Source organism: Paenibacillus etheri, assembly GCF_001012825.1.
In the GTDB taxonomy this organism is placed as follows: domain Bacteria; phylum Bacillota; class Bacilli; order Paenibacillales; family Paenibacillaceae; genus Paenibacillus_AQ; species Paenibacillus_AQ etheri.
Window position 1 is genome coordinate 393,404 of record NZ_LCZJ02000033.1, and the last position, 22,384, is coordinate 415,787.

Annotated in this window: 19 protein-coding genes and 1 pseudogene; 7 read left to right on the forward strand and 13 right to left on the reverse strand. The window is 42.5% G+C overall.

Annotated features, from left to right (window positions below; all coding sequences use genetic code 11):
* Position 1 precedes the first annotated feature (1 nt).
* Both UQ64_RS21275 and UQ64_RS21280 read right to left on the reverse strand, forming a co-directional pair.
* Complete coding sequence (locus tag UQ64_RS21275) at positions 2–2,128, reverse strand: putative bifunctional diguanylate cyclase/phosphodiesterase (RefSeq protein WP_060625462.1); 2,127 nt, start codon at positions 2,126–2,128, stop codon at positions 2–4.
* Between the two features lie 326 nt (positions 2,129–2,454).
* A complete protein-coding gene (locus UQ64_RS21280; RefSeq protein WP_209445855.1) occupies positions 2,455–3,414 on the reverse strand; it encodes an aldolase catalytic domain-containing protein in 960 nt (319 codons plus the stop codon).
* Between the two features lie 335 nt (positions 3,415–3,749).
* On the opposite strand from UQ64_RS21280, the gene UQ64_RS30295 reads away from it, so the two are divergent.
* The 4 genes from UQ64_RS30295 (at position 3,750) to UQ64_RS31380 (ending at position 6,403) form a co-directional block, all read left to right on the forward strand.
* Entirely contained in the window at positions 3,750–3,920 is a 171-nt protein-coding gene (locus UQ64_RS30295; protein WP_245238169.1) for a FeoA family protein, read from the forward strand.
* Positions 3,917–5,929 carry a ferrous iron transport protein B gene (gene feoB / locus UQ64_RS21285; RefSeq protein WP_060625464.1) on the forward strand — a complete coding sequence of 671 codons (2,013 nt, stop codon included), beginning with the start codon at positions 3,917–3,919 and terminating at the stop codon, positions 5,927–5,929. The genes UQ64_RS30295 and feoB overlap by 4 nt, the downstream gene beginning before the upstream one ends.
* A 44-nt stretch (positions 5,930–5,973) precedes the next feature.
* Positions 5,974–6,153, forward strand: coding sequence for a FeoB-associated Cys-rich membrane protein (locus tag UQ64_RS30300; RefSeq protein WP_082651243.1), 180 nt, complete (start codon positions 5,974–5,976; stop codon positions 6,151–6,153).
* A gap of 103 nt (positions 6,154–6,256) precedes the next feature.
* Positions 6,257–6,403: a hypothetical protein gene (locus UQ64_RS31380; protein WP_167348514.1), complete on the forward strand. Its 147-nt coding sequence runs from the start codon at positions 6,257–6,259 to the stop codon at positions 6,401–6,403.
* 105 nt (positions 6,404–6,508) lie between these two features.
* Here UQ64_RS31380 and UQ64_RS21290 read toward each other — a convergent pair whose 3' ends face one another.
* The 5 genes and pseudogenes from UQ64_RS21290 to leuB form a co-directional block, all read right to left on the reverse strand.
* On the reverse strand, positions 6,509–8,116 hold the full coding sequence (locus UQ64_RS21290; RefSeq protein WP_245238142.1) for a leucyl aminopeptidase: 1,608 nt from the start codon (positions 8,114–8,116) through the stop codon (positions 6,509–6,511).
* Between the two features lie 21 nt (positions 8,117–8,137).
* Entirely contained in the window at positions 8,138–9,241 is a 1,104-nt protein-coding gene (locus UQ64_RS21295; RefSeq protein ID WP_060625465.1) for an ATP-binding protein, read from the reverse strand.
* 365 nt (positions 9,242–9,606) lie between these two features.
* Positions 9,607–10,014, reverse strand: a complete 408-nt coding sequence (locus tag UQ64_RS21300; protein ID WP_042125131.1) for a hypothetical protein — start codon at positions 10,012–10,014, stop codon at positions 9,607–9,609.
* A 229-nt stretch (positions 10,015–10,243) separates the two neighbouring features.
* Positions 10,244–10,782, reverse strand: a pseudogene (locus UQ64_RS21305) (peroxiredoxin).
* Positions 10,783–10,943: 161 nt separating this feature from the next.
* Positions 10,944–12,026: a 3-isopropylmalate dehydrogenase gene (gene leuB / locus UQ64_RS21310; protein ID WP_060625466.1), complete on the reverse strand. Its 1,083-nt coding sequence runs from the start codon at positions 12,024–12,026 to the stop codon at positions 10,944–10,946.
* Positions 12,027–12,254: 228 nt separating this feature from the next.
* On the opposite strand from leuB, the gene UQ64_RS21315 reads away from it, so the two are divergent.
* A complete protein-coding gene (locus UQ64_RS21315) occupies positions 12,255–13,235 on the forward strand; it encodes an aldo/keto reductase (RefSeq protein ID WP_060625467.1) in 981 nt (326 codons plus the stop codon).
* A gap of 80 nt (positions 13,236–13,315) precedes the next feature.
* Here the strand turns inward: UQ64_RS21315 and UQ64_RS21320 are convergent, their stop codons facing one another.
* The 4 genes from UQ64_RS21320 to UQ64_RS21335 form a co-directional block, all read right to left on the reverse strand.
* Positions 13,316–14,407, reverse strand: a complete 1,092-nt coding sequence (locus UQ64_RS21320) for a LiaI-LiaF-like domain-containing protein (protein WP_060625468.1) — start codon at positions 14,405–14,407, stop codon at positions 13,316–13,318.
* A gap of 17 nt (positions 14,408–14,424) precedes the next feature.
* The gene (locus tag UQ64_RS21325; RefSeq protein ID WP_060625469.1) at positions 14,425–14,922 is read right to left on the reverse strand and encodes a hypothetical protein; all 498 of its coding nucleotides are present in this window, start codon (positions 14,920–14,922) and stop codon (positions 14,425–14,427) included.
* An 81-nt stretch (positions 14,923–15,003) separates the two neighbouring features.
* Positions 15,004–15,456: an anti-sigma factor family protein gene (locus tag UQ64_RS21330; RefSeq protein ID WP_060625470.1), complete on the reverse strand. Its 453-nt coding sequence runs from the start codon at positions 15,454–15,456 to the stop codon at positions 15,004–15,006.
* On the reverse strand, positions 15,453–16,013 hold the full coding sequence (locus UQ64_RS21335) for an RNA polymerase sigma factor (protein WP_060625471.1): 561 nt from the start codon (positions 16,011–16,013) through the stop codon (positions 15,453–15,455). The genes UQ64_RS21330 and UQ64_RS21335 overlap by 4 nt, the downstream gene beginning before the upstream one ends.
* Before the next feature lie 565 nt (positions 16,014–16,578).
* Between UQ64_RS21335 and UQ64_RS21340 the strand changes: the two genes are divergently transcribed.
* On the forward strand, positions 16,579–16,977 hold the full coding sequence (locus UQ64_RS21340; protein ID WP_060625472.1) for a hypothetical protein: 399 nt from the start codon (positions 16,579–16,581) through the stop codon (positions 16,975–16,977).
* A 395-nt stretch (positions 16,978–17,372) separates the two neighbouring features.
* Positions 17,373–18,527: a response regulator gene (locus UQ64_RS21345; protein ID WP_060625473.1), complete on the forward strand. Its 1,155-nt coding sequence runs from the start codon at positions 17,373–17,375 to the stop codon at positions 18,525–18,527.
* A 150-nt stretch (positions 18,528–18,677) separates the two neighbouring features.
* Here UQ64_RS21345 and UQ64_RS21350 read toward each other — a convergent pair whose 3' ends face one another.
* Positions 18,678–20,129, reverse strand: coding sequence for an IS1182 family transposase (locus UQ64_RS21350; protein ID WP_060625474.1), 1,452 nt, complete (start codon positions 20,127–20,129; stop codon positions 18,678–18,680).
* Positions 20,130–20,630: 501 nt separating this feature from the next.
* Positions 20,631–22,379, reverse strand: coding sequence for a glycoside hydrolase family 35 protein (locus UQ64_RS21355; RefSeq protein ID WP_060625475.1), 1,749 nt, complete (start codon positions 22,377–22,379; stop codon positions 20,631–20,633).
* Positions 22,380–22,384: the final 5 nt, after the last annotated feature.

Consider the following 22,384-nt stretch of genomic DNA (forward strand, 5'->3'; position numbering starts at 1 on the left):
TTTAGAAGGAAGTGCCGAGAGGCGCCTTTTTCAAAAAAGACGTCTCAAATTCTGCCGCTTGAATAGGTTTACTGAACAAAAATCCTTGAGCTTCATGGCAATGCTGCTCACGCAAAAACTGCAGCTGCTCCTTGTTCTCCACCCCTTCTGCTGTAACCTTAAGCTTCAAATGATGCGCCATAGAAGTAATCGTGGAGACTATAGCAGCATTATTACTATCCTCCATCACTTCGGAGACAAACGATCTGTCAATCTTCAGCCTATCGATCGGCATATTCTTCAAATAATGCAATGAACTATAACCTGTACCAAAATCATCGATGCTAATAAATACACCTAGATCTTTCAAACGCTTCAGCTGATCAAAAGCCGTTTCTTTATCTAAGGTCATACTCTCTGTAATTTCAAGATCGACATAACATGGATCCAATCCAATATCAGTCAAAATGGAATGAATCTTACCTGCTAAGTTCGGCTGAAGGAATTGATGCATAGATAAGTTGATGGAGACGCATAACGGCTGGTAGCCTGCTAGCTGCCACTGTTTATTTTGCAGACACGCCGTCTTCAGTACCCATTCCCCAATCGGAACAATCAACCCGCTATCCTCAGCTAGTGGGATAAACTCATTAGGTGAGACGATACCACGCTTAGGATGATTCCAGCGCAATAAAGCTTCCATTCCTACAATTTCTTCCGTCTCCAGCTGCACTTTTGGCTGATATACGAGATAGAACTCATCACGTTCAAGCGCTCTTCGAAGATCATTTTCCAGCTTCAGACGTTCCTTTGCCTTCATCTGCATGGCTGGGATATAACGGCGAATCTCCACTCCCTGTTCCTTCGCATTATGAACCGCAGTATCCGCATTTTGAATGAGATGCTCAGCAGTTTCCCCGTCACCAGGATAAATGCTCATCCCCAAACTGAGCGAGATATGGTACTCTCCAGATTCTATATTAACGGGTGCTTCAAATAATCTAAGCAACGCTGTAGCCCGGGCCAAGCATTCTCCAAGAGTCGCTCTATCTGTCATTAGAAAAGCAAACTCATCTGCCCCCATACTATACAGCTCTTCACTGGGTCTAGCCTCATTACTAAGCCGCTCAGACACCAATTTCAATAAAAGGTCTCCGGCATAATGACCTAAAGAGTCATTTATATTCTTAAAATGATTAATATTCATAATAGCCAAAGCTGAGAATTGATCATCCGTGTCCGTCTCTCCGGCATCAATCATTTCTTCTACACGCTGTGTCAGACGACGTCTATTCGGAAGTCCTGTTAAATCATCATGATACGCCAAATAATTAATCCGTTCTTCGGCCAACTGCTTCTCGTAAAATGGCTCTTCAATCGTCAAGCGATACACGCCGGTAAGCAACTGGTAATATGCAACTCCGCTACATAACATCCCAAAGAGATTATCAATATTTCCGCCACTTATGGGAGTCATAAAAAAAGCCTGTCCTAGCGAGAAAAAGATAAGTGCCCGAATAATAACAAGCAGCGAGGCTGACTTTTCATTATTCCCAGGAAAAACGATGACAGCAACACCTGCTAAGTAAACAAAAAGAACTGCCAAATCAACGAATTGTTTAAGTGTACTCATCCACAGCTTAGTAAATAAATCTGGCACTGCCGAATGGATAAATATAAATAATGCGATAAAGAGCACAATTAACATGAAGGCGATTCTGAATACATTTCTTTTTTCGGTAACGGTCACAGGTTTATCTTCTCTACTGAAAATAAACAATATACCCAGCCCGCTGGATAGTCGCGAAAAGGTAAGCAGCCACCTTGATTCCTCAGGAGTTATAAACGATGAAATCAATGGAAATGCTACAAAGCCAAGTGTATGCAAGAAATCAATAATACATATTCCACCAAAAAGAGCAGCGACATATAATCTACCTTTAGATAGTCTGCTAGAGAAGAACAACCAGCCCTGTGCAAATATTGCAAATCCAAAAGCAACGGTACAACAGCCGACAATGAGGTAGAGTGCAGAAATAATATCCCAATTGTCCAATCGGTTTAGCGATGTATGGAAAATTTGAATGAATAGGAACAGTAAGGCTCCTATAATGGCCGCTTGAATTGTCTTTTTCTCTTCTTGTCTCATGAGTCCCTCGCGTCTGAAAATGATGTCGATTAATAAGCAACTATGTATAGTCTTGTCCTATGTATAAATATCGGCTAGATCGGTCTTTAAAGTTACATTTCTTTTGTGAGGTAGTATTTTTATAGCGATTATTCATAAATCTTGCATAAATATAAACCATTTTCTTCAAGCAGGCAAGCATAAATACCTCCAGCTCTTTTATAAGGACAGTAAGCGTTTTAGCGAAAAATATAAGAATAATTAATCAGAGAAACTTATAGAATTTTTATTCAATAAAAAAAAGCACTTCCCCCTACGAACGGGTTCAGTGCTTCTGAACAACAGGTTTATTTATTCCCGAAGTTAACCTCTGGTGTTGTAAGCTTATCATAGAAATCAACCGCTTTATCCTTATCCGCCGATGCGCGAAGCGCCATTGCCGAACGTGGATGTTCATCAAGCGTTCCAGTGATCATGTAAGGAATGATATAGCCCCACTCTTCTTTTTCACGTAAAGGAATCATCAGGCGTTCAATGATATCAATTACAGGGCGCAAAGTGTAGCGGGTATTCTTCAAATGAGTCACTAGCAGCTCTGTAGGGCAGTTACCCGCAGCACGTCCCATTCCATAACAGGAAGCGTCCAGCAGCTCTACACCTTTCTCAGCAGCAATCAACGTATTGGAGAACGCCAGTTGAAGATTATTGTGGGTATGTACGCCCAGGCGTTTGTTAGGCAAATGAGTTTTGAACTTCTCCACTAAGTAATTGATGTCATTGTGATCTAGACTACCGTATGAATCCACAATATATACCACATCAACTACACTCTCACGAATCATTTCGAAAGCTTCTAATAATTCATTCTCCATTACATTCGACAAAGCCATAATGTTGATCGTTGTCTCATAGCCTAGATCATGGAAGGTTTGTACCAGCTGCAAAGCTTTCTCCACATCTTTGCTGTAGCAAGCCACACGAATCAGATCCAGCATACTTTCGCTGCGAGGTAAAATATCGTTCTCATCCACACGACCGATATCAACCAAAGCGGAAAGCTTTGTATGACCCTTTTGCGGGATAACTTTACGTAAGAAATCATCGTTCAGAAAACGCCAAGGTCCAGCACCTTCTGCTCCTTTGAGCAGTTTAGGGGAATTTTTATAACCGATTTCCATATAGTCAACACCAGCCTCATTCAAGCCGGCATACAAAGTTTGCACAAATTCCACGCTGAAATCCCAGTTGTTAACGAGCCCCCCATCGCGAATGGTGCAGTCAACAATCTTACATTGATTAGTCTTCATAATTATCCCCCTTCAATTCCTGCAATCATCGTATCCGCTATTGCAATCATTATAACCTCTAGCATAGCTTTACTATGCAATTTATATCGTTCAATCATACTTTAATGAAGAATAAATTGTAAAGGTATTTCGCCTTTAGCACTTTAAAGTAATTACCACAGTAAGTCAGAGACAAATGTCACAGTATACAAACACTTAAAAATGCTACATTACAAGAAAATGATTGAGATTGATTATCAGTCTCTTTTGGGGGGATTACAATAGCTACTTCTACCTGCTGTTCCTTACTGCAATTACAAACTGGTGCTGCTGGATATATTCATAAAATAGAAGGAATAAACCCTATTCTACGCCGTCGTCTTGCTGATCTAGGAGTGTCAGAGGGTGTAAACATCCGTCTTAAAGGAAAGGGACCTTTTTGGGGACCGATTACGCTGGAATGTAACGGACAGTTGTTCGCCATCCGCCGAAAAGAAGCTTCCTTAATTGAGGTGAACATGTCTTGAGTTCTATAGCACTTGTGGGCAATCCCAATACAGGTAAGACCTCTCTCTTCAATACCTTAACGACTTCATACGAATATGTTGGTAACTGGTCAGGGGTTACGGTTGAGAAGAAGATCGGAAATCTGAAGAACGGGGCAGGCAAGCTCATAGATTTACCCGGCATCTATTCTCTTCACCCACTCTCCCGCGATGAAGGGGTAGCAGCCCAATATCTGATAGAAGAATCACCAGAAGCATTAATTAATATCGTGGATGCATCCCAGCTGGAACGTAATCTGCTGCTCACGCTTCAACTACTTGAGTATGGCAAACCTACTGTACTCGGTCTTAATATGATTGATGTCGCTAATGCGCGTGGTATTCGTATTAATCAAACCATTTTACAATCAAGACTGGGTGTAACGGTCCTCCCTCTTATAGCAAGAACCGGTAAAGGCAGCGTACAGATGCTCAGCATCCTAGAGAAATCGTCAGCGATTCCTGCTGTAAAGTTCAAGCTGAATTATGGTGAGGTAGTCGAACGAGCAATATCTTCTATAGAAAAGGAATTACGTTCTATAAAAGATCTTCCCAATCATCGTTGGGTCGCTCTACAGCTAATGGAGCAGAATCCGGTGATACTTCAGTTCCTGAAGTCGCGTAAAGATGTTACGGGGCTGCTGAATATCTGTGAATCCTGCCAGAGTGAGCTACAAATCAAAAAACTCGCCCTGACTCTTCCGCAATGGATTCGCTCGAACCGCATGGATTATATTCGCAATATTTGTGTCGAAGTACTCGATACGACAGCTCAGAAACCCCATAACTTAACTGAAAGATTAGATTCGGTATTGACTCATCGCTTTTTGGGACTGCCCTTATTCATAATCTTTATGTATGCTCTCTTTAAGACTACATTTGACTGGGTTGGCGGACCCCTATCGGATATCTTAGATGGCCTGATATCCGGCCCTATTAGTGAAGGAACGAACTCACTGCTTCAGACCATTGGAGCTTCCGGCTTCACACATGCTTTGATCGTGGATGGTATCATCGGCGGTGTAGGCGGCGTACTGGTCTTTGTTCCGCAGATCTTCATTCTCTTCCTGATCATTTCCTTCTTAGAGGATTCAGGATACATGGCTCGGGTTTGCTTATTAATGGACAGCACGATGGAACGTATGGGACTTAACGGAAAAGCATTTATTCCTTTCATCATTGGCTTTGGTTGCAATGTACCGGCGATTATGGCAGCGCGAAGTATCGAGCAGCCCAAAGACCGTATGCTGACAACCCTGTTAATGCCGCTAATGTCCTGTTCAGCGAGATTACCTGTTTATGCATTATTCGCAGTTGTATTCTTCCCTGAGCAACAAGCATTTGCCGTTCTCTCTATGTATGTCATGGGTATTGTATTTGCACTAATTCTTTGTAAGGTATTCTCTAAATACTTATTCAAAAATGACTCCTCTGTCTTCATTATCGAACTCCCTCCTTACCGTATGCCGCAGATCAAGACCTTATCGCGCAGCACTTGGGAGAAGGGCAAAGGATTCCTTCGTAAAGCGGGAACGATTATTCTAGCTGGATCGGCTATTATTTGGTTTATGTCTTATGCCGGTCCCGGCGGATTCGATGTAGAGATGGATCATAGCTTCCTAGCTAAATTCGGAGGTATGATTGCACCACTACTGGAACCGCTTGGCTTCGGAACGTGGCAGGCCGGCTCTACCTTGGTTCCAGGATTTTTAGCTAAAGAGGTTGTTGTGTCTACAATGAATATCATCTATCACGCACCAGATACCACAGGATTAGAGAATCAAATTTCACAAGTCTTTACACCGCTTAGTGCAATCAGCTTTATGGCCTTTATCCTGTTATATATTCCTTGTCTGGCCACTGTAGGGGTTATCAAAAAGGAAACAGCCTCATGGAAATGGACCTTCTTCTCTATTGGCTATTCTCTTGCTCTGGCGTATATCGTATCTTTTGTTATTTTCCAAGGTGGACGATTATTAGGCTGGTCGTAGAACTTGCAATTTGCAGATTCTCATAATGAAAGTGAGGCACCATAATGATAAATGTTCTAATCATCACTCTGATCTTCGGTTATTCAGGCTGGATCATCTATCGACATGTGAAAAAGGGTAAACAAGGCGCTTGCGCTGGCTGTGATAAGGGTAAGAGCTGCTCAGCAGCGACTTTAGATTCCCCCCTCTCCAGCTGCTCAACACCTGTTAACAAGAAGAAGTAGGCTTGTACTATCAGTTATATGTAAAGGTTTATAGTTTAGCTTTCATTGCTTTCGGGTATGTTTGTTATAAGCAACTACAGACTATACCAAGGAGGTAATCACTATGAACACAAAAAAAACATTTTTGACAACAGCCGCATTGGGAGTAGCCTATTTACTGAAGAATAAGGGAACCCGCGATAAAATTATGAACAGTATTCAATCCTTTACTTCTCAATCGAAGGCTAAAAAATCCAGTGGCACTATTTAACTCTTATCATTCTTACAAAAGCAAAGAAACCTCGCCTTAGGGAATGGGTATCATACATCCATTGTCCTGAGGCGAGGTTTCTATTTGTTGTTTATGAAGAGCTAATCATTCGCTTTCGCTGAGCAACCACTGAACCAATGTGCGAACCATGACTCCGGTACCACCTCTAGGATTAACTCCACGTTCTTTAGAAAGAAATGCTGTTCCAGCAATATCTAGATGTATCCACGGCAGACCTTCCGCAAACTCACCTACGAATAACCCAGCGGTAGTAGCTCCCCCGAATCTTCCTGCGGTGTTACGGATATCGGCCACTTCACTCTTTAGCATTTCACGGAATTCCGGGTAAGCCGGAAGCTGCCATATTTTTTCACCCGAAATGTTAGCCGCTATCATAAACTGCTCCATAAATTCCTCGTTGTTAGTAACCGCACCTGTAGCTATATCTCCCAATGTCGACAACACCGCACCTGTCAGCGTGGCAACATCAATGACACGTTTCGCTCCCCACTCCCGGGCATAGGTCAGCGCATCCCCAAGTACAAGTCTTCCTTCTGCATCGGTATTCAATACCTCTATGGTTCTTCCGCTCATTGATGTAATGATATCCCCGGGTTTAAAAGCATTAGCAGAAGGCATATTCTCAGCGGATGGAATGACCATTACGACATTAATTCGTGGACGTAACCGGCCTAGTGCCTCCATTACTCCAAGAACAGCCGCTGCGCCCCCCATATCACTAATTAACTCTTCCATGCCTGGGGCTCTTTTTAAGGAAATCCCCCCTGTATCAAAAGTAATCCCTTTACCAACCAGCCCCACTACATTATCCCAGTGCCCCGTTCCCTGGTAACGGATGACGATCATTCGCGGAGGGTTTACACTTCCTTTTCCGACTGCGAGCAATCCGCCCATTCCTTTTTGCTCAATTTCCCGTTCATCCAGCACTTCGGAAGGAAATCCATAACGTTCAGCAACTTCTACAGCAGCCACAGCAAGGTCAGATGGAGTCAGCAGATTGCCGGGCATATTCGTTAAGTTCCGTGCTAGATTCGTAGCTTCACCAAAAGCCAGCCCTCTCTGGATGCCCAGATTCCAGTCACGCTCGAAAGTATCTTCTGGCTTCTTCTCCATAGTGAAAATAACCGAGTTTGGATCCGTATATTGAGATTGCTCCTGCTTATATGTGGGACGACGATAGGAACCAAGTGACAAACCCTCCGACAACGCATAAGCAATAGATACAATATTCCTATTTACTGTTAGCTCCTGAACACCTTCAGGCACCTGAAACACTAACTGTATCGCCTTCAATCGAAGTGCTGCACGCGCTGCCTGAGCGGCCATTTGGCGTAGATCTTCAGTCCTGAGAAATTGGTCCCCCTTTCCAACCAAAATAGCCACAGGACAACCGGATGGATGATCTAAAGGCAGTACATAAGTCTGATTCAGCTTCCCACTAAAGAGACCTGTCTTCCCTAATAAGCGAATGCTGTCATTCCACCTCTCTGAGAGGCCGCCATGTTGGGCCTCCGACTCAGAGATGATAAGGATAAGGGCATCACCCTGTATTTCATTAATGGCACTGCCACTTATTAATTCTATATTCATTGTGTCTACCTCCATCTGTCTCCCAAAACCAATCCCCATTGTAACATAAGCAAGGCTGATCTCTGCATCTGTATTATCCGCAGGGATCAGCCTCTTAAACACTTTATATTCTAATCGAATGTACTAATGGATTAATGGCAATGAGATTACAAAATGAGTACCTTCGTTAACTCTACTACTGACAGAGATACATCCGCCATGATTTTTGATGATTCGGTCACTCACGGATAGCCCGAGCCCAGTCCCATTCTCTTTTGTTGTAAAAAATGGATTGAATAACCTGTCCAGTGTACGGATATCCATTCCCTTACCATTATCAGAAATGAACATACGGACCTCAGAACCCTCTCTGTGGGCTCCGACCTCTATTTTACCCATTAGACCATCTACTCTATCCGTAACGGCCTCCATAGCGTTTCTAATCAAGTTGAGAACTACCTGTTTCATTTGTTTTACATCTCCAGAAATCATCATATCCCCCTGTAAAGGATGTAGATTGATCTGGCACCCTTTCATCAAGGCTTCGCTCTCTGTTAGCAGCACTACCTCCTTGAGTAAGGCTGACACTGGAATCATCCCCACTTGAGGAACTGACGGCTTGGAAGAAGTTAGAAATTCATGGATAATATCATTCGCACGATCGATCTCCGCCAAGATTATCTTGCCATATTCCTGCTTCCCAAGCTGCTGTAGATGCGGGTGCAGCAATTGAATAAATCCACGAATTGCAGTTAATGGATTCCGGATTTCATGGGCAATAGATGCAGATAATTTACCTAGCATAGCCAAACTATCGTTCTGGTAAGCCGTTTGCTCAATCAACTTATAATCGGAGATTTCTTTAACTGTAAACAAATAACAACCCTTCATTTGCTCTCCACAGCATAATGTAACCTTCCAATAACGGCCATACTCGTCTAAAAATTCATAATTTGATTTTCCTTTGTATACCATCTCTTTATAGCTTTGTAGTACTTGCTTTTTCTTAAAGCGGCTTAGTCTAACGTTAAATAATAGGTGTGATATTGTACAGCCAACAAGGGAGTGACGGGTTAATTCAAGCATCCCGTACATTTGCTTATTTACAAAACTTATAACTCCCTCTTCATCAAAAAGCATGATTCCGCTGTCAATATTCTCTAGTACATCCTCGTATGTAGTATCCACAGGCCCTGATTGATAGGTTCTTCCCGGTAATAGAAGACTTTCTTGATATTGGCTAATCACGATACGAAGTTCCCCCTTTTACTGCATTTGACGAAGACGCTAAAGCGACATCAAATTACTATGTATTTGAGTATATGACGAAGCCGCCAGAACATTCGGTAATCGTTGCACTTTTTCCAACCGGTTCAATTATATTCCAATCATATCCAAGTGAAGTAGACAACGCAATCAGAGAAACTGTCGAATGATAAAAAAATTCATAAAATGATTCCAAAGACATATAAAAAATCACATCAAATTATATTTATTACTATTAATTCGTTCAAATACATTAAAGCGTTTTCAAAAAAATAGAAAAACTAAAAAGCCCTCGCAGTTGCGAAGGCTTAAAAAAGAAATGGGTCTGACCCAAATTGCAAATAATCTTATGCTTTCTGTTGCAGACGAAGGCGTCTCTGACTCATCACAGCTAATCTTTTCTTCAATTCCCGTTCCCACTTCGTATCCTCAATCTGTTTGGCTACAGCAAGCAGGTCAAGCGCCATATCGATCTGACTCCGCACAATAGCTAGAGGCTCTTCACTCTCGATGTTAATGACATTCTCGAATATTGCAGTTTCGTCTTCCATGACATAGTCCTGAAAATCCACATCAGTAACACCGTCTCCATGTGCGTATTCCGCCAAGATCTCATACTCATTCTCGACCTTATAGTGAACCTCTACACGATGACATACCGGACAAAAAAGCAGGGGAACATTATGGACTTGCGTGCGATAATGTTTAAGGGTTCCCTTTGTTCCTACCATACTCGCTCCACAGCAAAAGCTCATATTTGTTCACCCTCCTTAAAATAACTAACCCATCTGAGTTTTTATTATTGTATTACATTACCCCAATGGAGATTCCTCCACTCGAGGACATAATATAACTTTTCACGCCTATTTTCAAATCCATTTTTTATTTAAGACTCTTTTGGAGCAAAAAACCTCCTTACAGAAAAAACTTCTGCAAGGAGGTCGAAATCAGAATATCAAAGATCAAATAATAGCAGAACAACATTTAAAGGTTTCTGTCACCTGGTTTCCAGTTCATTGGGCATAAGCCACCAGATTGTAGGGCTTGAAGGACACGAAGTGTCTCTTCTACGCTGCGACCTACATCATTGTGATTAACGACTTGATATTTCAATTCACCTTCAGGATCAATGATGAACAATCCACGCAATGCAATACCTTCTTCTTCAATCAGAATGCCGTAGTCTTTAGCAACTTGTTTAGTAATATCAGCAGCAAGCGGGAAACTCAAACGGCCAAGACCATTCGAATCCTTAAGTGTATTGATCCATGCTTTGTGGCTGTGGATCGAATCTACACTTGCGCCGAGAATTTCTGTATCAAGCGCTTCGAACTGCGCAGCTGCTTCACTAAGAGCTGTGATTTCAGTCGGACATACAAAAGTGAAGTCCAGAGGATAAAAGAAGAATACCAGCCATTGCCACGATAGTCGGATAGACTTACTTTACCAAAATCTTTACCGTCACCTGATACGGTTTGCATAGTAAAGTCTGGAGCTGGTTTACCTACTAAACGTTCAGCCATTGCCAAAATCCTCCTTTGATTATGTAAGAAACCAACCATTTCTTGTCGTGATATGCTGGAATAATTTACATCTTGTCTACATATCGAATGGTATCATCGTACAAAATCAAAGTCAATCTTAGGCCAATTCCTCTTTAATCATAATTACAAATTAGATCTTATTACGCTTTGCGGATTGCTGCTACGATCAGGTCGCCCATTTCAGATGTACTGATCGCTTTGCTCTTATCTACGGCGATATCACTTGTACGGTGTCCCGCATCCAATACTTCAGCCACTGCAGCCTCTATCGCAGCAGCCGCATCCTCATAACCAAAGGTTAAACGGTACATCAGCGCTAAGGACAAGATTGTAGCAATTGGGTTTGCAATCCCTTGTCCGGCAATATCAGGTGCAGAGCCGTGGACAGGCTCGTAGAGACCATAGTTACCATCGCCCATTGAAGCGGAAGCAAGCATACCGATAGAGCCTGTCAACATCGCAGCCTCATCGCTCAGAATGTCACCAAACATGTTCTCGGTAACGATAACATCAAAGCTAGCTGGACGACGCAGAAGCTGCATTGCACAGTTATCAACGAGTACATGCTCAACCTCTACCTCGGGATATTCTGGAGCAATCTTATTTACAACCTCACGCCATAAACGTGAAGTTTCAAGTACATTCGCTTTATCAACACTTGCCAGCTTATTGCGACGCTTGCCAGCAATCTCAAAAGCCTGACGCACAATTCGTTCAACTTCCATTACGTTATATACACAGGTATCCACTGCTTCTTCACCATGTTCACCTTGACGACGCAGTTTATCTCCGAAGTAAATCCCACCAGTCAGCTCACGAACGACCATAAGATCTGTTCCTTCCAGCACTTCTGGCTTCAATGTCGAAGCGTCCTTAAGGCAATCGAATACGACTGCTGGACGTAAGTTTGAGAACAATCCAAGCGCTTTACGAATGCCAAGCAATCCGGTTTCAGGACGAAGCTCCTTAGAATTGTTATCCCACTTCGGTCCGCCTACAGCACCCAGTAATACAGCGTCTGCACTGCGACAGATTTCTAGTGTATCTTCCGGCAGCGGTGTGCCTCTCTCGTCTATTGCAATGCCGCCAAATAGAGCGTGCTCCGTTTTAAAGGCATAACCAAATACTTCTTCCGTTGCTTTCAATACTTTTTCAGCTTCAGCTACTACTTCAGGTCCAATACCGTCCCCTGCGATTACGGCGATTTTTTTAACCTCACTCATCTCAGTCACTCCTCAAGTGGTCTGCTCTAACAGACATAGTTCTTCTTTATATTGTTGTATCATACCCAGTCGTAAAGGACAAAGATATAGATTCTATTGAGTTGATAGGCATAGCCTATAACCAAACAAGAAAAGACAACTTATCTTGACTCCCGCTTCTTATTTGCTCTTATTTCTGAAGATGTTTACAATTAAGTTGAAATCATCTACCTAAGGAGTGAATGCGAAGTGCAATATGCAAAGCTTGGCAAATCCGGTATGAAGGTCAGTCGGCTATGTCTTGGAACAATGAACTTCGGACCACAAACAGATGAACAAGAAGCCTTCCGTATTATGGACGCTGCACTCGACGCAGGTGTTAATTTTTTTGATACCGCTAACATTTATGGCTGGGATGAGAATTCCGGTTTAACAGAAACGATTATTGGTCGTTGGTTTAAGCAAGGCGGTGGTCGACGTGAAAAGGTCGTGTTAGCTACCAAGGTATACGGTGCAATGAGCAATAAGCTCGACGGGCCTAATGATGAGGGTGGACTATCATCTTATATTATACGCCGCCATCTAGAGGGGTCTTTGCAGCGTCTCCAGACCGATCATATTGAATTGTACCAGATGCATCACGTTGACCGTAGTGTCTCTTGGGACGAGCTGTGGGGGGCTTTCGAGCTTGCTGTAAACCAAGGAAAGATTGGTTATGTCGGCTCCAGTAACTTTGCGGGATGGGATATCGCTGTAGCCCAACAAGAAGCGAAGGCACGTGGCTTTTTAGGTTTGATTTCTGAGCAGCATAAATACAGCCTCACCTGTCGCCTTCCTGAACTTGAAGTATTACCCTCCTCTCTCCATCATGGATTAGGCGTTATTCCTTGGAGCCCACTGGACGGAGGTCTTCTTGGACGCAATGCACTTAAGAAAATAGAAGGCAGCCGCAGTGGAGGAAATGCTGAGCGCGTAGAGCAATACAAAGATCAGCTTGAAGCTTTTGCAAGCTTATGTATGGAGCTTGGAGAACCACAAGATAATGTAGCGCTAGCATGGTTATTAGCCAATCCTGCTGTAACCGCACCAATTATTGGACCACGCACACTAGAGCAATTCGAGAGTGCACTACGCAGTCTTGAGATTGTGCTGGATGAATCTGTCCTTAAACGTCTAGATGAGATCTTCCCAGGACCGGGCGGAGAAGCTCCTAAAGCTTATGCTTGGTAGGTTTCTTATAATTTGAAAAAGGGAGCTAAGGCTTCAGCAGAACCAATCGCTGAAGCCTTAACTCCCTTTATTGTTCGTGCTTATTCAGCCGTGTCCACGGTCACGCTTCCATTACTCGTACTTAGGTCCACACTATGGGTTCCTTTACCGAGAGTGGCAGTGCCATAGCTGTCCCCATCTCGATTCCAGGGTACATTCCCCTTCAGCGAACCATTGCTGGTATCCGCTGTAATCTTCACATCGGACACGGATGGCAATCCCACCGTAATCTTTCCGTTACTAGACGAACATTTCCATTTTCCAGTCACTGCTGAATTAATAGTGATCTTACCGTTGCTGCTCTTTGCGATTAATGCTCCATCTATATTATCCAATGTAATAGCTCCATTAGAGCTTTTGAGCTGCGCTCCACCTTGGATGTTCTGAACCGTCAGAGATCCATTGCTGGTATGTGCCTCTACCCCGCCAGCAACATCATGAATATTTAAAACCCCGTTACTAGTATCAGCCACTAAGCCAGACTTTAAATCCCAGGCTTCTATTGACCCATCGCTAGTATCTACCTCAACAGCAAGGCTGCTAGGTACACTTACATTTAAATAAGGGCTTTTAATATTAAATCCAAACTGAATATTAGAGAACCAATTATGATCTGTATCCAGCTCCATAATCAATGTATCTCCCTCAGTTTTAACTTTCCATTTCTTTTCCAACGCACTTTCGGCTTCACTTTGCGATTTTCCGGGTAGGAGTAAGCTTCCCTCATAATCCAATGAGCTTCCATCTATTCCCTCGACCTTTACCTTTCCACTTGGAAGTACGATTTTCAGCGTTGTAATATTATCTTTCACTTCGACATTGCCGCTTAGTGGAGTTAAATGTGTATTCCCGATTAAACTGCTAAGTGAACCGCCGGCCATTACGCTCTGTGCACTGCTTGCTCCAACTAACAGGATAATCAATAGGACTGCCCAACCGCTCACACGACTTTTGGCATCGGATTTAATAAACAATCTTAGCAACATCTCGAGTCCGAACAGGATCAACAGTGCTGGCCATAAATAACCAAGTACTTCATAGCTGATCATATTATACTGAGCCATCACAATAATGACACCAAGTGCAATGCAGCCTATAGCTGCAGTGAAACTCCCGATTTTCCATCTCGCCATAGTCAAATCCCCGTTTCTTACGCTCTCGTATTGTTTCTTAGCATCTTCAGACCGTACGCAATCAGACCCAGCGATAGCAAGATCGTACCAATGTTAATCTCAATTAACATTCTCCAAAGCGTCGGAAATGCTGAGATCACCAGCATAAGGAAACCAGCAACAACACATCCAACACCAACCCAAGCCGGATTCACATCTTCATGCGGGTAACCCGGCATAGAGGATATCCCCATCGTCCAAGGTTCTCCGAAGCTGTCAGGATGGAACATCATACGCTCATGTTCGGCTGCAGTTATTTTCATCCAAGCCGCTTTCTGCAGAGCATCAAACAATTGGTAAAACCATAGTGCAGCTAGCGCAAAAGGGAAGATCATGGGCTCGGACGGGATAAACATAATACATAAGGAAGCCCCGATCATAAACTGCAGCCCCTGCTTTTTGAAGCCTAAGTACAAATGACCTATACCAGGAATCATAGCTAACATAAAAGTGAGCCAACGTCTCTTCTTAATCATAATACATCCTCCTAAATTTTGGATAGCATAAACTTCTTCGGTTTACCTGAATCCATCTATTATTTATAAATCTCTTTATGACTATTTTCTAAAACCACCAAACCATTGGGTCACCGAATTCGACACATGACCATTAATTTCAGTAATTCCATAAGCCAAATTCTCAAAAACGCCAAACTGTAACAATAAGAAGCTCAAGCAGGCAGCCACCGCATAATGCATCCAAGATGTTCTAGGAGTATAACGACGTCTTACGCTTGTCGCTTTAACCGCTCGCTCTCTGCGCCCTGTTTCGAGCTGCTCGATATGGGCCATAACACCTGCTGCGAGATCTGGAAAGTCCATCTGTTCATGCTGATATTCGCTGTCTGTTTCCATTTTTGACCAAAGAGCAGAAATTTCCTTAGCTTCCTCCAGCCACTGCGCGCAATCAGGACAGGATTGTATGTGCAACCGGATACGCAGCTCCATATCTGGAGACAATAGGCCGTCAATGTAATGTGGCATCCATTCCTTCACTATTGCACAATTCATCGCAATTCCTCCCTTTGTCTACGCATCATCTGTCTGGCACGATAAAGCTGCGATTCGATAGTCTTTACGGATACACCCTTTTGATCCGCTATTTCTTGATAAGAATTTCGCTGAAAATAGTACAGCTGTACGACCGACCGGTACGGTTCCGCAAGGCTGTTCACATTCTCACCCAGTTCAGCTGATTGTTCCTGCTCTAGCACCTCTTGCTCTGGTGTTTGAGAAGTTACCCAATCATTCTCAGTATAATCAGCTGCACTTCGATGCCTCCACTCCCTATCATTAGCCCGTTTCCAGTCCAGACAGGTTCGATAGGCTATCCGATAAAGCCACGTCGAGAAGGAAGACTGTCCTCTGAAGGAGGGGAGTGCTTTGTATGCTTTTATAAAAACCTCTTGGGCCATATCTTTGGCCGATTCGGTTTCTCCAGTAATCTTGACACACACTCTGTATACCATGCCTTGATAACGTGTCACCAAATGCCCAAAGGCCTGATGCTGACCGTTCAGCACAGCAGAAATCCATTCCTTCTCTTCCAGCTTTCTCCCCTCCTTCACCTACATAACGTTAGACGCCAGCCAATTCTAATCCCCTGCAACTTTGCCGTAACTTTTTTTAAAATTTTTGAAATATTTTTGTGAAAGGAATATATTGTTTTTTGTCGAATAATGTTTAATTACTATGACTAAAGAAAACTCTTTCTAATTATCGTGCTATTTCTAACTATACTTACTGAATTTCGCTTGCTATGGGTTTGGGCTTCGCCTCAAAAGGGCAATGGGAGTTCTATCCTAATACGCTGCTTCCCACTTTCAATAAAGAATCTCTAAATAAAGCTCCCCCTAAAAAATATATTCAAGTCCCTGATCAGTGAGACAATGTTTTTAGTGAAGGCAAGGAGTCTGCTCATGGCTACGGCTCCTATCGCCTGCGTATTCTTGTAGATAAAAACGAAAGCAGTCTTATGACATCCTCATCTGGGGTTCGGACTTTTTCGGAAATTTATATCAATGGTGAACTATTAGGAAATTCAGGTTCTCCATCTGCCAATAAGAAGACTATGTTGCTCGTGTATTACCTAACTCCGTATCTTTTACAACTGATAAGACTGAGATTGAAATTGTGATTCATGTACCCAACTACTCTATATCTCATAAAGGCAGTATTTTTAAACCCATATTATTAGGTAACGAAAAAGCTTTAACACATCAGCGGATCGTTTCCATTGGCCTTCAACTCTTATTATGTGTAGTACTTCTACTTCATGCAGTCTATGCAGCAATATTATATACCATTGGCCCGCGGCAAAAGATGCTGATCTATTTTTTTCTGTTGGTAATTTCCGCTATAACTACTGTACTTATTGATGATGACAAGCTTTTGCTGCATATGCTTCCCTTAAACTACCAATGGAGATTAAAGCAGCTTGAGCTTGTCCGAGGACAGGATGAACATCAACTGGGATTTAGCAGAAAATCTACATTTCTAGTTACCGCCCTTGACCATTCAGCCACTCGTTGAAAATGCCGTTAGGCACGGTATATTAATCCGCTCCAAGGGAGGTACGCGTTCAATATCCATCAAAGAACTAGTTGATGACATCTAGATTACAATCGCTGATAATGGTAAAGGCATGACTGCCGAACAATTCAGCAGCTACTAAGCAGTCATTCTAATGTAACACGAGGGATTGGATTTCTTAATACACATAAACGCTTGTTACGTGTCTGTGCTAAGGGTCTGTAAATTAAAAGCAAGGAAGGGCAAGGCACTTCAGTAAGTTTCATAATCCCTTCTGAAAAAAGAAATATGAATCGCAATAATTCCTAGTCACAGAAAGAATATAATGAACCGAAGTATAAGGAAGAGTTTATTGTTTTTTGCTAAAAAAAACTATATTGAGTGGTGAAATAACAATGATTCAAGCAGTATTGGTGGACGATGAACGACTCGCTCTCGTAAAGTTAGAATTCATGTTAAAAGAAATGAAAGCTGTTCATATCATCGCGTCCTATACAGATCCTATTCAAGCTATACAAGAAGCTCCAGCCTTGGAGCCTGACGTTATTTTTATTGATATTGAAATGCCTGAAGTGAGCGGTCTTCAGGCTGCCGCAATTCTGCAAGAGGTCTGTCCAAACGCTAATATTGTTTTCGTGACCGCGTATAACCAATATGCAGTGGAAGCCTTTGAGTTAAATGCGATTGATTATATTTTGAAGCCCGTGCGACATGACCGGCTGTTTAAAACAATACAACGCTTGGAGGACAGATTGAGGTTTGCGCCAAAAAGCACAAAGGTAGCACATGAACTAACGATTCGTTGTTTTCAATCACTGCGTTTTGAACGAGGAGGACAACCTTTAAATAATCTCCGTTGGAGAACTTCTAAGGCACAAGAATTGTTTGCTTTCTTGCTTCATAATCGCAATCGATTCGTCAGTAAAGACACCCTGATTGACCTACTGTGGCCAGACTTCAACCTTAAAAAGGCCTCTACCCATCTCTACACAACCATTTATCAAGTACGGCAATGTTTAAAGCAGAGTGAAGTAGATCTGCATATCAGCAACGTCAGTGGCGGTGAAGGGTATACGCTTGAGACCGGGCCGCTTCTGACTGATGCAGTCCAATGGGAGCACAACATTCTTGCACTCGAACCCATCGGAGAGGGCAATTGTGCAGAACATCAAAGCTTATTTGATCTTTATTCAGGCGATTATTTTGGAGATTATGATTATTTGTGGGCAGAGGGCGAACGACAACGTCTGCGCACCATTTGGCTACATCATGCTATGGGAATGGCCCAGTTCTATATCGACAACAACAGAGTCCCCGAAGCTGTCACCGTGTATCAAAAGGTAGTGCAGCTTCAGCCCTATTTTGAACAAGGACATTTAGGATTAATGAAGGTCTACGACAGTATTGGGGAACGATCCGCTGTGGAAGAACAATACAAGAATCTGACGGAATTATTGAAAGGCGATCTTAGTATTGGTCTTCCTGCCGTTGTTCAAGATTGGTATGAACAATGGGAACTACATAACCTTAGAATACGCAGCAGGAAATAGTTTCTATTTAACAAAGACACCCGGATCTATGAGTCAACTGAAAAACATGTGTTTTAAGAATCTGTAAAATGTGCCTGAATAGATAAAGGCGAATTCCGACTCCAGTTCGAGTAAGAATTCGCCTTTATTTTATATATGTCCTCATGTTTTTTACTTTAATAGCGTCAATATTCTTTTGAGATTTACTGCAAATATAGCCATTGCCCCTTGCATGTGCATGCCAACGAGACCTGAGGAAGATGCTACATCATACCCGTGTCTGTGTTTTAGTTCACTATTCTTCGCTTCGATTTTATAGCGTTCTCTTGCTCTCTCTTTGAAATATTCACTTTCTTGAAAAGTTTGCTGCTCACTATGCTCCGTGGATTTGATACTCACTGAATAGGTTTTTGATTGTGCGCCCTCTTTATAACATCCTTCTCTATAGGGACATTGCTTACACTTATCGATATCAAAATAATAAGTATATATTTGATTTCTTCCTGCATTCTTTGTCCCCGTACGTGCTCTACGAATTGCCATATGCCCAGCTTTACAAACGTACATCCCTGCATCTTTATTAAACTCAAATTCATCTTCTTTTTTACGAGCACCTTGAGTAATCTGCGGATGTAATTTGGATACGAGTTGCAATTCATTTTGTTTGGCATACTGAATATTTTCTTTCTCAGAATAGGCTGTGTCGCCAATAACTGTATTGATTTCCATGCCCGTTTCGCGACTTTTTTCGATTAGTGTTTGGAGTTGTTTCCCGTCACTTTTTTCTCCGGTTGTAACTACCGCAGCTGTAATAATACGCTCTTCATTCATTGCAAGATGTGTTTTGTAGCCAAAAAAAGAGGAGTCGGCTGTTTTGTGACCCACACGTGCATCTGGATCATTAGAAAATTGAAGGTGCTCCACGTGATCTTCTACGATTTCCTTTAAGTAGTTCAACTTTTCCTTTACCTTTGAATATTCGCGGATACTTTCTTCTTTTTCCACGGCGTCAATTACTTTTTGGCAATAATCCAGTTCATCCACTAATTCGTTTGTCGTTGTTTTTGGCGGGAATATATCTTTCATGTTTTCATTGATTTGATAAACGGCCTTCCGCAACAGCTTAGACTTCTCCATCAATATTTCTTTGGGTGATTGCTGATTGAATCGTGATTTCGTGTGGGTAGCATCCACAATAATTGCGCGGCTTTTAATGATTTCTTTTTCCAATGCAATTTCCACCGTTTTTTGAATCAGCATGTCGAGCAGGCTCACATCTTTCAACCGAAGTTTACGAAACTTCGTGAGTGAACTAGGATTGATGACCTCGTCTTCAGGCGCCATATCTAAGAAGTATTTGAGCGACATGTCATATTTAGAACGTTCTACGACATCCACATCGGACAAATCGAAAATCGATTTTAGTAATAAATACTTGAACATACGAATAGGAGGCACGGCATTGCGACCATTATCTAGGCAATATTTATTCTGTAATTCTTCATGAACAAAAGAAAAATCTACGAGGTCATTTATTTGTCGTAGCATATTATCTTTAGGTACGACGATATCGTAAATCGCCATAAATGGACTGAGGTTAAGGGATTGTTGGTTTGAAATCATCCGAGTCACCACCTGAAATTAATACAATTATTATACAGCAAAACAGGACACCCATCCTCGAAAAGATCGAGGATGGGTGTCCTGGAATGGAGTTTTCATGAGCCTCCAAAGGCCTTTATAACTTGAACTTAAAAACATTAGAGGGACGTAGCGAAGGGGAAATTTGGAACTGTAGGAGCGAAAGCGACCGCCTTTGTCTCCGGATTTCATCCGCGAACAACGGTACAATTCAAGAAATTCTTACGACAACAGCGGCCGGAAGTCCAAATATTCTCCGTAGTTACGACTGACTCCTTAAATGTATGATCTAGAAAGAACTTTTTCAGTGGCCTCCTCTATTCGGGTGTCTTTGTTGTTACGATATATTAATTGCTGCGTTTGAAACAGCTAGTTAAACGAAGCTAGCGAATTACGTAAGATTGAACAAACTTGTCCGAAGCAAATTCAGACATTATTCAATAAGCCGCCATTCTAACATGTTGTTGGCGGAGCTATGCCCTATTATCCTAGTTCCGGTTGATCTACGAAGGTAACAGCGGTATCTGAAGTGCTGTGCAATTCAAAGATGACAATCTCATTGTCGCCTTGTTTCAATAGAGGACCTGGCACATACATTGTTTTCTGTGGTCCGATATTCCAATAGCGTCCAAGGTTGAACCCATTAATGAACACGACGCCTTTAGTCCATCCTTCCATGCTCAAGAACGTATCACAAGGTTCATCCACAACCAAGGTGCTGCGGAAGAAGCTAGGTTCCACTTGCCTGAATAAACCTTTAAACTGCAGACCAGATAAATCCGTTAATGGCAACGTATAAGTCGTCCATTCCGACAGAAACTGCCGTCCATAACGTACCCCTTCGGTAATCCCTTTACAATCTCTCATAAAAGGACCATAGTTGACGCGTCCTAAATTCTCCACAAGTATACTAACATGCAGCCCTTCGGCAGGAACCTCGAACTCTAATTTCACCTCTGGCTCTACACGATCTAAGGTTGCAGTGAGCTCTCCATTCAGAAAGACTAATGCACGATCATGTAAATCCTGGATGAAGAACTCATCTTTGGGACGAGGTCCTGTAAGGAACGTACTATAATGAATAAAGCCATAATCCTGACCCAATTTCTCCATCGGTTCAGGGTATGCAGAGTGAATGGGGGCAGAAATGCGATTCAAGTTTACGGTAAGTGAAGTTTGCTCCTTCATCTCTACTCTCCCATATGCTTTCTTAGCAACAGGAGCTGGCAACTCAATGGGTCCGAGATCTACATATTTGGAGATCACTTCACGAACTGCATAATATTTAGCTGTCGGCTCACCGGATTCACTCAGTAAGGAATCATAGTCATAACTAGTAATTGTTGGTTCATAGCTGTCAAACGTATGTCCATTCGCTCCGTTGTAGAACCCAAAGTTAGTTCCGCCATGGAACATATAGAAATTAACGGATGCGCCTAGACCAAGTATCTCATCCAATACCTTTGCTACATCCTCAGCCGGACGCGTATGATGCTCCTCACGCCAATGATCAAACCAACCGTTCCAGTATTCCATACACATGATTGGAGCCTCTGGTTGGTATTCAAGGAGCTTGTTGAATGCTTCTACTGGACGTGATCCAAAGTTCACCGTCTCCAGCACACCTGGGACCATCCCTCCCTGTAACATCGCGTCTTCAGGTCCATCGGAAGTGAATAGTAGTACATCTATCCCACGGGAAATCATGCTGTCTTTTAAATGAGTCAAATAGCGCTTGTCATTGCCGTAACTTCCGTACTCATTCTCAATCTGCATAGCAATAATCGGGCCACCATTTGTACATAACAGTGGTTGTAATTTGGGAAGTAATACATCATAATACGCATCTACATGATCTAGAAATGGCTTATGGTAGCATCGAAGACGCATATCCGAATCAGCTAGCAACCAAGATGGCAGTCCACCAAATTCCCATTCTGCACAAATATAAGGTGCGGGACGAACGATGACATGCAGACCCAAATCTCCTGCCAATTCAATAAACCGGACTACATCTGCCATACCTTCAAAATGAAGTTGGCCTTTCTTCGGCTCGTGTAAATTCCATGCCACATAGGTTTCAACCGTATTGAAGCCGCAAGCTTTTAATTTGATAAGACGGTCTTCCCAATGTTCCGGTAGAGTCCGAAAATAATGGATGGCTCCTGAGATAAGCCGTATCGCCTGATCGTTATAATAAAAGGAAGATCCTGAATAATGAAAAGTTGCCATATTCT

Bases quoted from the DNA above. Each gene is read 5' to 3' on its own strand.
- UQ64_RS21275 (WP_060625462.1), bottom strand. From the start codon at position 2,128: ATGAGACAAGAAGAGAAAAAGACAATTCAAGCGGCCATTATAGGAGCC.
- UQ64_RS21280 (WP_209445855.1), bottom strand. From the start codon at position 3,414: ATGAAGACTAATCAATGTAAGATTGTTGACTGCACCATTCGCGATGGG.
- UQ64_RS30300 (WP_082651243.1), top strand. From the start codon at position 5,974: ATGATAAATGTTCTAATCATCACTCTGATCTTCGGTTATTCAGGCTGG.
- UQ64_RS31380 (WP_167348514.1), top strand. From the start codon at position 6,257: ATGAACACAAAAAAAACATTTTTGACAACAGCCGCATTGGGAGTAGCC.
- UQ64_RS21300 (WP_042125131.1), bottom strand. From the start codon at position 10,014: ATGAGCTTTTGCTGTGGAGCGAGTATGGTAGGAACAAAGGGAACCCTT.
- leuB (WP_060625466.1), bottom strand. From the start codon at position 12,026: ATGAGTGAGGTTAAAAAAATCGCCGTAATCGCAGGGGACGGTATTGGA.
- UQ64_RS21320 (WP_060625468.1), bottom strand. From the start codon at position 14,407: ATGGCGAGATGGAAAATCGGGAGTTTCACTGCAGCTATAGGCTGCATT.
- UQ64_RS21325 (WP_060625469.1), bottom strand. From the start codon at position 14,922: ATGATTAAGAAGAGACGTTGGCTCACTTTTATGTTAGCTATGATTCCT.
- UQ64_RS21330 (WP_060625470.1), bottom strand. From the start codon at position 15,456: ATGAATTGTGCAATAGTGAAGGAATGGATGCCACATTACATTGACGGC.
- UQ64_RS21345 (WP_060625473.1), top strand. From the start codon at position 17,373: ATGATTCAAGCAGTATTGGTGGACGATGAACGACTCGCTCTCGTAAAG.
- UQ64_RS21350 (WP_060625474.1), bottom strand. From the start codon at position 20,129: ATGATTTCAAACCAACAATCCCTTAACCTCAGTCCATTTATGGCGATT.
- UQ64_RS21355 (WP_060625475.1), bottom strand. From the start codon at position 22,379: ATGGCAACTTTTCATTATTCAGGATCTTCCTTTTATTATAACGATCAG.